14 protein-coding genes and 1 pseudogene are annotated in these 13,447 nt (G+C 70.8%); 9 read left to right on the top strand and 6 right to left on the bottom strand.

From position 1 onward, the window contains the following. Nucleotides 1–200: pseudogene (locus AB0B82_RS07355) on the top strand (hypothetical protein); the annotation flags it as partial. On the opposite strand, the gene AB0B82_RS07350 reads toward AB0B82_RS07355, so the two are convergent. After that, on the bottom strand, nucleotides 201–1,457 hold the full coding sequence (locus tag AB0B82_RS07350) for an MFS transporter (protein ID WP_360163673.1): 1,257 nt from the start codon (nucleotides 1,455–1,457) through the stop codon (nucleotides 201–203). Between the two features lie 56 nt (nucleotides 1,458–1,513). Between AB0B82_RS07350 and AB0B82_RS07345 the strand changes: the two genes are divergently transcribed. Next, complete coding sequence (locus AB0B82_RS07345) at nucleotides 1,514–2,473, top strand: DUF5937 family protein (protein WP_360163671.1); 960 nt, start codon at nucleotides 1,514–1,516, stop codon at nucleotides 2,471–2,473. A gap of 25 nt (nucleotides 2,474–2,498) precedes the next feature. Here AB0B82_RS07345 and AB0B82_RS07340 read toward each other — a convergent pair whose 3' ends face one another. After that, nucleotides 2,499–3,467: an L-threonylcarbamoyladenylate synthase gene (locus AB0B82_RS07340; RefSeq protein ID WP_360163670.1), complete on the bottom strand. Its 969-nt coding sequence runs from the start codon at nucleotides 3,465–3,467 to the stop codon at nucleotides 2,499–2,501. A gap of 58 nt (nucleotides 3,468–3,525) precedes the next feature. Further along, nucleotides 3,526–4,530 carry a LacI family DNA-binding transcriptional regulator gene (locus AB0B82_RS07335; protein ID WP_360163668.1) on the bottom strand — a complete coding sequence of 335 codons (1,005 nt, stop codon included), beginning with the start codon at nucleotides 4,528–4,530 and terminating at the stop codon, nucleotides 3,526–3,528. Between the two features lie 157 nt (nucleotides 4,531–4,687). Here AB0B82_RS07335 and AB0B82_RS07330 point away from each other — a divergent pair, with 157 nt between their 5' ends. Continuing rightward, nucleotides 4,688–5,740, top strand: coding sequence for a Gfo/Idh/MocA family oxidoreductase (locus AB0B82_RS07330; RefSeq protein WP_360163666.1), 1,053 nt, complete (start codon nucleotides 4,688–4,690; stop codon nucleotides 5,738–5,740). After that, a complete protein-coding gene (locus tag AB0B82_RS07325; RefSeq protein WP_360163664.1) occupies nucleotides 5,737–6,903 on the top strand; it encodes a Gfo/Idh/MocA family oxidoreductase in 1,167 nt (388 codons plus the stop codon). The genes AB0B82_RS07330 and AB0B82_RS07325 overlap by 4 nt, the downstream gene beginning before the upstream one ends. Here the strand turns inward: AB0B82_RS07325 and AB0B82_RS07320 are convergent, their stop codons facing one another. Together AB0B82_RS07320 and AB0B82_RS07315 are read right to left on the bottom strand one after the other, a co-directional pair. Then, on the bottom strand, nucleotides 6,904–8,163 hold the full coding sequence (locus AB0B82_RS07320; RefSeq protein ID WP_360163662.1) for a HAMP domain-containing sensor histidine kinase: 1,260 nt from the start codon (nucleotides 8,161–8,163) through the stop codon (nucleotides 6,904–6,906). After that, nucleotides 8,160–8,852 carry a response regulator transcription factor gene (locus AB0B82_RS07315; RefSeq protein ID WP_360163660.1) on the bottom strand — a complete coding sequence of 231 codons (693 nt, stop codon included), beginning with the start codon at nucleotides 8,850–8,852 and terminating at the stop codon, nucleotides 8,160–8,162. The genes AB0B82_RS07320 and AB0B82_RS07315 overlap by 4 nt, the downstream gene beginning before the upstream one ends. A 125-nt stretch (nucleotides 8,853–8,977) precedes the next feature. Between AB0B82_RS07315 and AB0B82_RS07310 the strand changes: the two genes are divergently transcribed. The 5 genes from AB0B82_RS07310 (at nucleotide 8,978) to AB0B82_RS07290 (ending at nucleotide 13,001) form a co-directional block, all read left to right on the top strand. After that, nucleotides 8,978–9,220 carry a hypothetical protein gene (locus AB0B82_RS07310; RefSeq protein ID WP_360163658.1) on the top strand — a complete coding sequence of 81 codons (243 nt, stop codon included), beginning with the start codon at nucleotides 8,978–8,980 and terminating at the stop codon, nucleotides 9,218–9,220. After that, complete coding sequence (locus AB0B82_RS07305) at nucleotides 9,217–10,236, top strand: MoxR family ATPase (protein WP_360163656.1); 1,020 nt, start codon at nucleotides 9,217–9,219, stop codon at nucleotides 10,234–10,236. Before AB0B82_RS07310 ends, AB0B82_RS07305 begins: the two co-directional genes overlap by 4 nt. Beyond that, nucleotides 10,233–11,156, top strand: coding sequence for a DUF58 domain-containing protein (locus tag AB0B82_RS07300; protein WP_360163654.1), 924 nt, complete (start codon nucleotides 10,233–10,235; stop codon nucleotides 11,154–11,156). The genes AB0B82_RS07305 and AB0B82_RS07300 overlap by 4 nt, the downstream gene beginning before the upstream one ends. Further along, nucleotides 11,153–12,091 carry a VWA domain-containing protein gene (locus tag AB0B82_RS07295; protein ID WP_360163652.1) on the top strand — a complete coding sequence of 313 codons (939 nt, stop codon included), beginning with the start codon at nucleotides 11,153–11,155 and terminating at the stop codon, nucleotides 12,089–12,091. Before AB0B82_RS07300 ends, AB0B82_RS07295 begins: the two co-directional genes overlap by 4 nt. A gap of 190 nt (nucleotides 12,092–12,281) precedes the next feature. Further along, complete coding sequence (locus AB0B82_RS07290; protein WP_360163650.1) at nucleotides 12,282–13,001, top strand: trypsin-like peptidase domain-containing protein; 720 nt, start codon at nucleotides 12,282–12,284, stop codon at nucleotides 12,999–13,001. 237 nt (nucleotides 13,002–13,238) lie between these two features. Here AB0B82_RS07290 and AB0B82_RS07285 read toward each other — a convergent pair. Then, nucleotides 13,239–13,447, bottom strand: a 209-nt coding sequence (locus AB0B82_RS07285) for a hypothetical protein (protein ID WP_360163648.1), incomplete at its 5' end; no start/stop codon positions are given.

Here is a 13,447-nt window from a genome sequence, read left to right as displayed (position 1 = left end):
ACCCGGCTCGTCAAGAGAGCGTGGACCGGGTGATGCACGCGTTGGGCGACGACGACACCGCGAGTCTGCTGGGCCCGTTGGCCGAAGCCGGCGCCCAGCTGAAGTCCACGCACCCGAAGCTGGCCGGCGAGGTCGCCGACATCAACACGACCACCGACCAGCTCCGCACCGACACGACCCACCGCAGCGATACCCGCTGATCAGCGAGCAACAGCCGGAGCCTGTTCGGTCCGGGCGGGGTCGCGGCCGCTGTCGGCGGCGCGCTGCGCGAGTACGGCGGTCGCGACGCCCGTCACCGCGAACAGCGCGCCGAGCGCGATCCACCCGGCCGTACCGTGGTCGACAGCGGTCGTGGTGACGACCGCCGGTCCGAGCATCAGCGCGAGCGCGACGCCGGTCTGGCTGACCCCTTGGTAGGCGCCGGCGCGCGCCGGGTCGGCGAGTTCGAACGCCATCCCCCAACTCCCGGCTTCCCCGCGCGTCTCCGCAGCCGAGGTCAGGACGGCGGCCACCAACAGTACGCCGGTCGCGGCGGCGGCGCCGAGCTGACCCGCGCCGGCGAACAGTACACAGGCCGCGAGCAGCAGGAACCCGGCGCGCCGTACGGATCGGCCGGCCCGGCGCAGGTCCTGCGTCCCGCGCGATGCCCGCACCTGGAAGAGTGCGACGTACGCGGTGTTCACCACGAGGAGTACCGAGACCAGGATCGTCGGCGCATCGGTGTGGTCCGCCACCCACAGCGGGATGCCGATGCTTGTCAGCGCGAAGTGCATGGCGAGTACGGCGTTGAGCGCTGTCGACAGCATGTACGTCCGATCCCGCAACGGCGAGGGGCCTGTCGAAGCAGTAACTCCCGCACCGGCATCCATCCGCGCGGCCAGCCCGGGCACGCGTCGGCGCAGGCCGAGCAGCGGGATCGTGCCGAGCATGGTGATCGCGCCGACGAGCACGATGGTCAGTCGGTAGGCCGTTGCCGTGTCGGCCAGCAGCGCCAGGCCCGCGAGCAGCGTCCCGACACCGATCGCGACGTTCATCACGACGCGCAGCCGGGCGCGGACGGCCACTCGTCCCGGCCCGACGTACCACCGAGCGAGCAGCGTCATCTGCGCGGTGCTCTGCACACCGCGGGACGCGGACACGCAGGATGCCACCAGGACGAACGAGCCGACGTCCCGCGCCAGCGCGTAGCTGAGCAGGGCGGCGCCGTGCGCGGCGAGTGCCCACTGCTGCACCCGATCGCCGCCGAAACGGTCGCTCAGCCGCCCACCGGCGTACGACGCCAGCACGCCGACACCGCCCGCGACGGTGAGGCCGATCCCGACGGTGGTGGCCGGCAGGCCGACTCCGCGGGTGAAGTACAGCGCGCTGACCGCGAAGAACATGCCGCGGGACACCGACAGCGCGGCGACGGCGAAGGCCAGCGCCCGCTCAACAGGATCACGAAGGAGTTGGGCCACGCCACTGTTGTCGCACCGGCCGCTGCGGCGACGCCAAAGATATAGCGTATTGCTTCATGATCGAGTATGAGCTCGTCGGCAACGACCTCGGCGAGGTGCGCTTCGCGATCTCACCGCTGAACGAGCTCGTGCTGTCGCTGCGCACCCTGCGCGACCCTGGCCGCTTCCCGCTGCAACTGCCCTGGTTGCGTGCCACCGAGCCGTCGCGCGCGGCGCTCGGGCTCGAACTGCTGCGGGCGCTCACCAACGAGGCGCTGTGGACACCGGACTTCCTGACGCCGCGGCCGTACACGCCACTGGGCCGGATCGACGACGAGCTCGCCGCGCTGACCGCGACGCCTGGCGCCGTTGTCCGAGCCGATCTCGCGGAGGTCCACCCGGACGGCTTGCCGGCTGTACTGCGTGGCCGGCCGGATCGTGTGCTTACGAGAATTCTGGTCGCGCTGCAGGAGTACTGGGACGCGTGTTTCGAGCCGTACTGGCCACGGATGCGAACGGTGCTGGAGGCCGACGTGGTGTATCGCGGCCGGGTGATGGCGCGGTCCGGTCTCGCGGCGATGTTCGCGGACGTCGATCCGCACATCCAACTCGAGGACCGGGTTGTGTACGTACGTCTGCGCAGCGACCTGTCGTACCGTAGCTCGGCCGCCGGCCGCGGATTGACGCTCGTGCCGTCGTTGTTCAGCCGGCGGGCGTCCGCACCGATCTCGGCCGACGAGCCGCCGCACATCATGTATCCGGCGCGGGGACTCGGAACGCTCTGGGAAACGGAGAGCAGCACGCCATCAGCTGCGTTGGCCGGGGTGATCGGCCGCGTGCGTGCCCGGTTGATGAGCCTGCTCGAGACGCCGACATCGTCGACCGAGCTCGCCGTACGGCTCGGGGTCACACCGGCCGCGGTCAACCAGCACCTTCGCGCCCTGCGCGCCGCCGGCCTGTTGCACTCCGCCCGCCACGGCCGCTCCGTCCTCTATCGCCGCTCCGACCTCGGCGACCGCCTCATCCGCGGCAGCTGAGCGCTATCGGGGCCGCGCGGGTCGGTCAGCGGGGCCCGGCGGCTCGGCGGAGGCGGTTGGCGATGGCCAGGCCCAGGTCTTGCTCCGCGGGCAGGGAGGCGATGATCAGGTCGCAGTCGCGGTCGTCGAGTTCGCGGAGGAAACCGTACAGCTCGCGGGCGTAGACCTCCGGGGACGGCGGTACGGCGACGATCGCGTGCGCCTTGACCGGAGTGTCGGCCTGCGACGGCGGGAGGAAGACGCCGACGCGATGGCCGCGTTCCTGGGCTGCTTCGGCTTCGGCGACAACGTCGTCGGGGTCGACGAGGACGACCTTCGCGTTCGGTGCGTAGTGCGACGGGTGCTGGCCGGGTACCCGGATGTGGCTCGTGGCCGGAACCGCGAGCTGGATCCCGAGCGCTGCTTCGAGGTCCTCACGGGTGACGCCGCCGGGGCGCAGTACGGTCGGCTCGTCGCCGGTGACGTCGACGATCGTCGACTCCAGGCCGACCTGGCACGGACCACCGTCGAGCACGAAGTCGACGGCGTCGCCCAGCTCGCTGCGCACGTGGTCGGCCGTGGTCGGGCTGACCGAGCCGAACCGGTTGGCCGACGGCGCGGCGATCCCGCCGCCGAACGCCGTCAGCAGTTCGAGCGCGACCGGATGCGCGGGGACCCGCAACGCCACGGTGTCGAGCCCGCCGGTCGCCTCGAGCGGAACCCGGTCGCCGCGGCGCAGGACGAGCGTCAGCGGACCGGGCCAGAAGCGTTCGGCCAGCTTCCGCGCGGTGTCCGGTACGTCGGCGGCCCACGCGTCGAGCTGATCGGCCGACGCGAGGTGGACGATCAGCGGATGCGACGGGGGCCGGCCCTTCGCGGCGAAGATCCGGGCGAGGGCAGCCGGGTTCTCCGCGTCGGCCCCCAGTCCGTAGACGGTCTCGGTCGGTACGGCGACCAGACCGCCGGCGCGCAGCACCTGGACGGCCCGCTCGACATCAGCACTTCCTGCGAACACGCCCGCAATCCTCCCATCCGCGCCAAGTCGGACCGCGCACCGGACCCACCGCCGAGGACTACCGGGCCGTGCGCGGTGGTGCCGTCGACTCGCGGACGATCAGGTGGTTGATCGTCCGCAGTCCCGGCTCCGGGATCTCTTCGCCGCGGATCTCCGCCAGTAGCCGGTGCACCGCCGTGCGCCCCTGCGCCTCCCGATCGACCGCCACCGTCGACAGCGACGGCGTCGCGAACCGTCCCATCTCCTCGTCGTCCCAGCCGAACACGCTGACGTCGCCCGGCACGCTCCAGCCACGAGCCAGCGCGGCCCGAACGACGCCCATGGCAACGACATCATTGGCTGCCACCACGGCGGTGACGTCGGTGTCGTCGGGCAGACCGGAGACCGCGTCGAATCCCGATTGCGCAGACCAGTCGCCGTCGACCACGCCGGCCGATCGCAGGCCGAGCCGCTCGACGGTCTCGAGGTACACCCGCTTGCGGTTCCGGGCCGAGGCGTAGTGCTCCGCACCGGCCACATGCAGGAAGGTGCGGTGCCCGAGCGAGGCCAGGTACGCCACGATGTCGCGCATCTCGGTGGCGTCGGCGAGCTCGGCCAGCCCGTGCAGCCGGTCGTCGTAGGTGCTGCTGACGACGATCGGCACCCGGTACGCCCCGTCGGTCAGGTCGACGGGGGACAGCGCCAGGATGCCCTCCACCTGGCCCGAGCGGGCGAGTTCGTCGATCCGGGACGCGCGCTCACCGGCGCCGCCTTCGACGCTGACGATCTCGACCTGGTAACCGGCCTCGTGCGCCGTCCGCGAGGCCGCGGCGAGCAGCCGGCCGGGGAACTGCGCGCCGGACGCGAGCACGATCGCGAGCCGGTTCGTGTGCCGGGTGCGCATCGAACGGGCGACCAGGTTCGGGCGGTAGTCGAGGGCCTTGACCGCATCCTCGACCTTGACCCTGGTCTTCGGCTTCAAGCTGTCCTTGTCCTGCAAGTACCGCGACACGGTCGTGTGCGAGACGCCGGCCAGGCTGGCCACCTGGTGAATGGTGGCCGGCCGTTTCGGCGAATCCGACACGATTCCTCCCTCGTCGCACGCCGTCCGGGCCCGGCAGCGTACCACCGGGACCTTGACACCAAAAGTGCCCTGCGGTTGGCTGGTCACGCAAAAGTGGATCGATCACATTTTGCGCCGCACCGGAAACGCCGAGGCACACGACACCGGAAGGACCGCCTTGAATTCCAGTCAGCCCGTCAGGTTCGCCGCTGTAGGACTCGACCACGCACACATCTTCGGCCAGGTCGCCGGCCTGTTGAAGGCCGGCGCCACCTTTGTCGGCATGGCCACCGACGACCCGGCCGCCGCCGTCGCGGTCAGCATGCGGGAGCGCTACCCCGACGTACCGTTCGCCGAGCACCCCGACGAACTCATCGCCCGGGACGACATCGAGCTGATCGTCACCGCCGGCGTCCCGGATCGCCGCGGCCCGATCGCCGTCGCCGCCCTGCGGGCCGGCAAGGACGTGGTCGCCGACAAACCGGGCTGCGTATCGCTCGAGCAGCTCGAGGAGATCAAGAAGGCGGTCGACGAGACCGGCCGCTTCTGGTCGGTGACGTTCTCCGAGCGGTTCGAGGTCGGCTGCGTGATGAAGGCCGGCGAGCTCGTCCGGGCCGGCCGGATCGGCCAGGTCGTGCAGACCATGGGCGTCGGCCCGCACCGGATCGGGGACCGCGGTCATCTCGCCGGTGGCGGCGGGCGGCCCGACTGGTTCTACGACAAGGCGCGGTACGGCGGCATTCTGACCGACATCGCGTCGCACCAGATCGACCAGTTCCTGTGGTTCACCGGCTCGCGCACCGGTGAGGTGGTGGCCAGTACGGTCGGCAACTTCGCGAACCCGGACGAGCCGGGCCTGCAGGACTTCGGCGAGATCCTGCTGCGCAGCGAGAACGCGCAGGGCTACATCCGCGTCGACTGGTACACCCCGAAGGGCCTGCCGACCTGGGGCGACGGTCGGCTGACCGTGCTCGGCACCGAGGGCTACCTCGAGATGCGCAAGTACGTCGACCTCGAGGGCCGCCCGGGTGGCAACCACCTGTTCGTCGTGGACAGTGAGGGCACGCACTACATCGACTGCTCCGACGTCGAGCTGAGCTACTACCCGGACCTGCTGCGCGACGTCCGCGAGCGGACCAGTACGGCAGCGCCGCAGGAGCACACCTTCGAGACTATGCGGCTCGCGCTGACCGCACAGCAGAACGCGACGATCCGTGGGGCGGCCCAATGAGCGACGGGTTGCTCAAGGTTGCGATCGTTGGGTGCGGCAACATCAGTCACCGGCATGCCGAGTCGTACGCGAGCACCGGCCGGACCACCCTGGTCGGTGTCGCCGATGTCGTTGCGGAGAAGGCGAAGGCGCTCGGCGAGAAGTTCGGTGCGACGGCGTACCCGAGTGTCACCGAGCTGCTCGCGGCGGAGGATCCCGACGTGGTGTCGGTGACCACGCCGCCGGGCAGCCACGCCGAGCTCGCGATCGAGATCCTGCGGGCCGGGAAGTCGGTCCTGCTGGAGAAGCCGCCGGTGCTGAGCCTGGCCGAGCTGGACGCGGTCGCGCAGGCGGAGCAGGCGAGCGAAGGCACCGTCTGGGTGATCTTCCAGCACCGGCACGGATCCGGTGCGGTGCGGGCGGCCGACCTTCTTGACCGTGGCGCGTTGGGCCGGCCGCTGGTGGCGGTCTGCGAGACGTTGTGGTTCCGCCCGCTGAGCTACTTCGATCCCGAATGGCGCGGGACATGGGTCGGGGAGGGCGGCGGTCCCACGCTCGGCCACGGCATCCACCAGATCGACCTGCTGCTGCACCTTCTCGGGCCGTGGCGGACGATCAACGCCACCGCAGTCCGGCTCGGGCGGCCGGTGGAGTTCGAGGATGTGTCGACGGCGACGGTGATGTTCGAGAGCGACGCGGTCGCGACCGTGATCAACAGCCTGCTGTCGCCCAAGGAACTCAGCAGGATCCGGATCGACACCGAGGGCGGCACGCTCGAGGTCAATCACGTCTACGGGTACTCCGACCAGGACTGGACGTTCCATCCGGCACCGGACGCGGCCAAGGCAGCAACCCTCGGCCTCGACCCCGGCGTCCGGAAGAACAACGGGGATTCCGCCGGGACGGCCGCGTCAGCTGCCGATCCGTGGGTCGCGTCTGCGGGCACCGACGTACCGAGCAATCACGAGGCGCAGATCCACCGCCTGGTCGACGATCTGCTCAACGGTCGCGAGCATCAAACGACGCTGGCGAGCACGCGGCCGACGATGGAGTTCGTCACGGCGCTCTACGCGTCGGCCATCACCGGACAGCCGGTCCGCCGTACCGATCTGACCCCCGAGCACCCCTTCTACAACGCGCTCAACGGCAACCGGCCGAACGTCTCGGACGCCTTCCTGCCCTGATCAGCGGCGGGGGCCGAGGGGGTCTTCGGTGGGCGGCGTGGGGGAGCGGCGGGTGGTGTTGGTGAGGGAGCGTTCCGGCAGCCAGATGACGAACGTGCTGCCGACACCGACCTCGGAATGCAGCGTCACCGTGCCGCCGTGGGACTCGGCGATCTGGCGGACGATCGCCAGCCCGAGGCCGGCGCGGCGCTGACCGGTGGACGGGACCGTGGCCGGCGACTGCTGCTGGCCGGCGCGGTAGAAGCGGTCGAACACGCGGTCCGCGTCGTCGGCCGCGATGCCCGGACCCTCGTCCCGGACGGCGATCCAGGCCCAGCCGTTGTGGCTACCGACGGCGAGGACCAGCTCGCTGCCACCGCGGGCGAGGCGGACCGCGTTCGAGAGCAGGTTGTCGACCGCGCGCCGCAGCGCGGACGCGTCCCCGGCAGCGACCGGGCCCGGCGCGAGACGTCGTACGACCTGCAGCTCGCGGTCCGCGGCGAGCAACTCGTACTCCTCGGCGGCCTCGCCCGCGATCGTCGCGAGATCGACGTCGGCGTCGACGAACGCGGGGGAGGATCGGCGGGCCGAGGCGAGCAGATCCTCGACAAGCCGCGTCATCCGCTGGATCGCTCGGCTCACGATCGCGGTCGCCTGAGCGCGGTCCTCGGGTGGCGTGTCGTCGTGGGCGAGCACGGCATCGACGTTCGCCTGGATGACCGCGAGCGGGTTGCGCAGCTCGTGGGAGGCGTCGTCGACGAGCTGCCGCTGCGCGAGAAAGGCGGTTTCGAGCCGGCCGAGCATCCCGTCGACGGTGTCGGCGAGCGTGCGCAGCTCGTCCTTCGGGCCGTCCAGCGCGATCCGGCGGGACAGGTCGGTGGCGCTGATCTCCTGGGCGGTCGCGCTGATCTGCCGGACCGGGCGCAGCACGCGGCCGGACAGCCACCAGCCGGTGCCGAGGCTGACCAGGAACAACCCGGCGATCCCGGCCACGGAGTAGTTCCGCAGCGTCTGGAGGGTTTGATAGTTGACCGCCGACTGCACGCTGGACAGGTCCGCGGCCTGGATCACCTGGCCCGGCTTCAGGTGGAGCTTGCCGTGGGAGTCCGTCCAGTACTTCTGGACCTCGAACTGGTTCAGCGGCTCCGGTTCGAGCAACTGCGACAGGGCGAGGTACACGCCGCCGAGCAGCAGCGCGGACAGCGCGATCAGGACAGCGGAGTACGTGAGCGTCAGCCGGAACCGGATCGTCTGGGTCCAGGCCGGCAACGGGAACTTCATGTGTCACCTCGAAGGCGGTAGCCGCGGCCGATCACGGTTTCGATGAGCGGTTGCTCGCCTTCTCGCGCGAGCTTGCGGCGCAGCGTGCCGACGGTCACCCGGACGGTCTGGGTGAACGGGTCGGCGTTCTCGTCACAGACGTGTTCGAGCAGTTCCTCGGCCGAGATCACGTGCCCCGGCCGGGACATCAGGTACCGCAGGATGCCGAACTCCTTCAGCGTCAGCGGCAGTTCCCGCCCGGCGCGGGTGGCCAGGTGGCGGGACGAGTCGAGGACGAGGTCGCCGACGTGCAGCTGGGTGGTGCCGTTGGTGACGTCGCGACGCAGCAAGGCGCGGATCCGGGCGAGCAGCTCGACCAGGGCGAACGGCTTGGTCAGGTAGTCGTCCGCGCCCTCGTCGAGACCGCGGACCCGGTCGGCCAGCGAAGCGCGCGCGGTCAGCATCAGCACCCGCAGCTCGCGGCCCGACGCCACCTCGATCTCGCCGCGGCGGACGGCGCGGCACAGCTCCAGGCCGCTGGTGTCGGGCAGCGTGATGTCCAGGATCGCGAGGTCGTACGGCGTGCTCGCGAGCTTGTCCATCGCCTCGGCGCCGGTGCTGGCCGCGTCCACGGCATACCCGGCCCGGCCGAGTCCCGAGCGCAGCGCACTGACCAGGCCTTCCTCGTCCTCCACCACAAGTAGTCGCACGCCACCACGGTAGCGGGGGATCCGCGTCGGTCAGGTCCGTTCTTTCGGCGGGCTTTCGGTCCGCTTTCCGGTCGTTTTCGCGGCGGCTTGATGAGCTGTGACCACTCGACACGAAGGAGAATTCGATGAACCTCCCAGGTAAGCGGTTGATCCTCGGCAGTGTGGTGGCGGCGGCCGCGCTCGGTGTCGGCGGCGTCGCGTACGCGGTCGGGAACGACCCGGCGCCGCAGCAGGGCTATGTCAGGGTCGACGACGGCGCGACCACGCCGTCACCGGCAGCGCCGTCGGAGCAGTCGCGGGCGGACTGCCCGGAGAAGAACGGCGGCGGCCAGAGCGGGACCGAGCAGAACCCGGCCGGTAACGCATGACCGAGAACCATCCTTCGACCGCTCAGCTGCCGGCGACGGCCGCCGCGCTCGAGCACGCCCTGTTCGAGGTGAAGCGGGTCGTCGTCGGGCAGGACCAGCTCGTCGAGCGGATGCTCGTCGGGCTGCTCGCCCGCGGCCACTGCCTGCTCGAAGGCGTGCCGGGAGTGGCGAAGACGCTGGCTGTACGCACGCTCGCGGAGGTGATCGGCGGCCGGTTCGCCCGGCTGCAGTTCACCCCCGACCTGGTCCCCGGCGACATCATGGGGACCCGGATCTGGCGGCCGTCCGCGGAAGGGTTCGACACCGAACTCGGCCCGGTGTTCGCGAACCTGGTGCTCGCCGACGAGATCAACCGGGCGCCGGCCAAGGTGCAGTCGGCGCTTCTCGAGGCGATGGCCGAACACCAGGTCAGCATCGGCGGTACGTCGTACCGGCTGCCGGAGCCGTTCCTGGTGCTCGCGACGCAGAACCCGATCGAGTCCGACGGCGTGTACGCACTGCCCGAGGCGCAACGTGACCGGTTCCTGCTGAAGATCACCGTCGACTACCCGACACCGTTGGAGGAGCTCACGATTTTGCAGCGGATGAGCGCTCACCGGCCGCACGCGAACGCAGTACTCACGCCGGAGCAGGTCGCACAGTTGCAGGAGGCAACCGATGACGTGTTCGTTCACAATGCGGTGGCGGAGTACGTCGTACGGCTCGTGCACGCGACCCGGGCGCCGGCGCAGTACGGCATCCAGGACCTGAACGGCGTTCTCGAGTTCGGCGTCAGCCCGCGGGCGACACTGGGACTGGTCGCGGCCGGGCGGGCGCTGGCGTTGCTGCGCGGGCGGGACTACGTACTGCCCGCTGACGTGTACGACGTGGCGCTCGACGTGATGGCGCATCGGCTGGTGCTGACGTTCGACGCGCTCGCCGACGGTTTCGATCCGCGCTCTGTGGTTTCCCGGATCCTGCAGACGGTCGAGCAGCCGCACGTCGTTCCCGCCGACACCCAGGGCACGGCAGCATGACCGACCTGCTGGCCGGACGCGAGCGGGCACTGCGCGCGCTCGAGCTGACGGTGAAGCGGAAGCTGGAAGGTTTCCTGCACGGCGACATCACCGGACTGCGGAGCGGTCCGGGGAGCGAGCCGAACGAGGCACGGCCGTATCAAGCCGGCCTCGACGACGTACGCCGGATGGACTGGAACGTGACTGCCCGTTCGCTCGAGCCGCATGTGCGGGCCCCGCTGGCCGAGCGGGAGCTGGAGACGTGGGCGCTGCTGGACGCCTCCGCGAGTATGGACTTCGGCACCGCCCTCAGCGAGAAACGCGATCTGGCCGTCGCGGTGCTCGGGGCGATCGGTTTGCTGGCCGACCGTCCCGGCAACCGCCTCGGCGTCCGTGTTGCGCTGGGCAACGAGCTGCGCCGGTTGCCGGCGGCCTCCGGTGCGGTGCAGCTGCGCCGTACGCTCCGCGCGCTGCTGTCGTTGCCCCGGCCCGAGCCCGGCGCCGTGCCCAGGACCGACCTCGGGCACGCGATCGACCGTCTGGCGAAGGAGCACCCTCGCCCAGGTCTGCGGGTGATCGTCTCGGACTTCCACGAGGACGGCTGGGCCGATCCGCTCCGCCGGTTGGCGGCGCGGCACGAGGTGATCGCGGTCGAGGTGCTCGACCCGCGCGAACTCGAGCTGCCCGAGGTCAGACTGCTCACGCTCGTCGATCCCGAGACCGGCCGACGCCGCGAGGTCCAGACCGCGAACCGCAAGCTTCGCCGTCGGTACGCCGACGCAATGGCCGCGCACCGCGCACAGACCACCCAGGCGATCCGGGCCGCCGGCGCCGCGCAGCTCGTCCTGCGCACCGACACCGACTGGGTCCGCGACGTCGCCGCCTTCACCACCGCCCGCCGCCGGGCAGGTGCCCGTTCTATGAGGACCGGTATCCGATGAGATTCGAACAACCGTTGTGGCTTTGGCTGCTGGTGCTGGTCGCTGCGCTCGTGGCGGCGTACCTGATCGCGCAGCGCCGCCGGACGAAGTACGCCGTCCGCTTCGCGACCCTCCCGATGCTGGAGAAGGTCGCCCCGAACCGGCCCGGCTGGCGCCGGCACGCGCCGGCCGCGGCCTTCCTCGCCGCCCTCACCGTGCTGACGATCGCGATCGCCCGTCCGGTCGCCGACATCCGCGTCCCGCGCGAACGCGCCACCGTGCTGGTCGCGATGGACATCTCGAACTCGATGGCGGCGACCGACGTGGCACCGACCCGCTTCGAGGTCGCCAAACAGGCTGCGGTGGAGTTCGTCCAGGAGTTGCCGGAGCGGTTCAACGTCGGGCTCGTGTCGTTCGCCCGGACGGCGACCGTGGTGGCGTCGCCGAGTACGAACCACCAGGCGACCGTGGACGCGATCAACAGCCTGCAGCTGAGCGACTCGACCGCGATCGGCGAGGCCGTCCTCACCAGCCTGCAGGCGGTTCGCACGATCGACCCCGACGACCCGCCGCCGAGCCGGATCGTACTGCTGTCCGACGGCGGCAACACCGCGGGCAGCCCGATCGACCGGGCGGCCGAGGCGGCGGCGCAGGCCGGCGTACCGGTGTCGACGATCGCGTACGGCACACCCGAAGGAACTGTGAACCTGGAAGGACGCGAAGTCCCCGTCCCCGCCGACACCGAGGCGCTGCAAGGCCTCGCGGACGCCACCGACGGAGCCTTCTACGAGGCCGCGAGCGACGAACAGCTGCGCGACGTCTACTCCGACCTCCAGTCGTCGATCGGCTGGACCACCGAACCGCGCGAGATCACCAACCTCGTCGCCGGTGTCGCGCTGGCGGCTGCGCTGCTTGCGGCCCTGGCGTCGCTGCTCTGGTTCTCCCGCCTCCCGTGATCAGGAGCTCTGCATGTCTCCACACATAGGTCATCCGTTCCGCGGACCCGACTACCTCCCGGGCCCGCCGCCGAGCTCCGTCACCCCGGTCACCGTCGCGGTTCCCCCCTCACCGACGACGGCACCTCAGGCCGGGGTGACGGTCCCTCCAGCCACTGCGGGCCGCGCCCGGCGAGGCGTCGGGCTGGTGGTGGGTACCCTCGCGCTCTCGATCGCGGCCGGCGGACTCGCCGGTGCCGTGACGGGTTCACGCGGCCCCGCCGGCAGTGTTGTCGACCTGCCGCAGGCCGCCGCGCCGCCTGCCGCCGCGCAAGGGTCCATCACCGCGGCCGCTGCGAGTGTCCTGCCGGGCGTCGTCTCGGTCCGGGCGGGTCGCGCGACCGGTTCCGGTTTCGCGATCGACCAGGACGGTCACGTGGTCACGAACGCCCATGTCGTCGAAGGAGCTCGCGATGTGTCGCTGGTGCTGTCCAACGGCCGCCGCGTCGACGCGCAGGTCGTCGGCGCGGACGAGGACAACGACCTCGCCGTACTCCAGGTCGCGCCCGCCGATGCCGAGGGCCTGCGGGCGCTCACGCTCGGCCGGTCCGCGCAGCTCCGGGTCGGCGACCCGGTGCTGGCCGTCGGATCCCCACTCGGGTTGGAGGGAACCGTGACCGCCGGCATCGTCAGCGCCGTCGATCGGCAGGCACGCTTCGGCGACAACCGCACTCGGCAGACCGCGATCCAGACCGACGCCGCCATCAACCCCGGCAACTCCGGCGGCCCGTTGGTGAACGCGGCCGGTCAGGTGGTCGGCGTCAACACCGCAATCGCCACGCTCGGAACCAACCGTTCGGGAAACATCGGCATCGGCTTCGCGATCCCGGTCGACCGAATGACCACGATCGTCCGCGACCTCCTCGACTGACCATCGCACGCCTCGCCGAGGGGTTGTTAGCGGGTTTGCCTCCCAGCCGTGAGATGGCAGGTTCGACGTGTCCCAGCCTGAGGCGCGTACGACGTTTCACGGCCGGCTGTCGATCGCTCAGTGATGCCGGGCCGGGTGGTCGCTTGCACAGATCGCGCTGGACACCGCTCGTGGCCGGTAGGCGGTGGTTGGTTGCCGGGGTGGACTTCAGCGCGGGCTAGCGGCAACGCCGTTCGGTTAGCCGTCTGGTGTGGTGGGCAATGGGTTGATCGTGATGTGGGTGGTGGTGGGGTGGGTGCGCCGGTCGGTGTGGGGGGTTTTGGCGCGGTGTTTGGAGATGGCGCGTTTGATGGCGCGGGTGTGGGTTCGGGGGCGGCGGGTGGGTAGGACGGCGTCGAGGATTGTGGTGCCGATGCGGCCGATCAGGTCGATGTGGGTGCTTGCGG

The sequence above is a fragment of the Kribbella sp. NPDC048915 genome (genome assembly GCF_040649595.1).
Classification (GTDB): Bacteria; Actinomycetota; Actinomycetes; order Propionibacteriales; family Kribbellaceae; genus Kribbella.
Note: the sequence above shows the minus strand (reverse complement) of the source record. Positions and strands in the feature narration are given on the sequence as shown.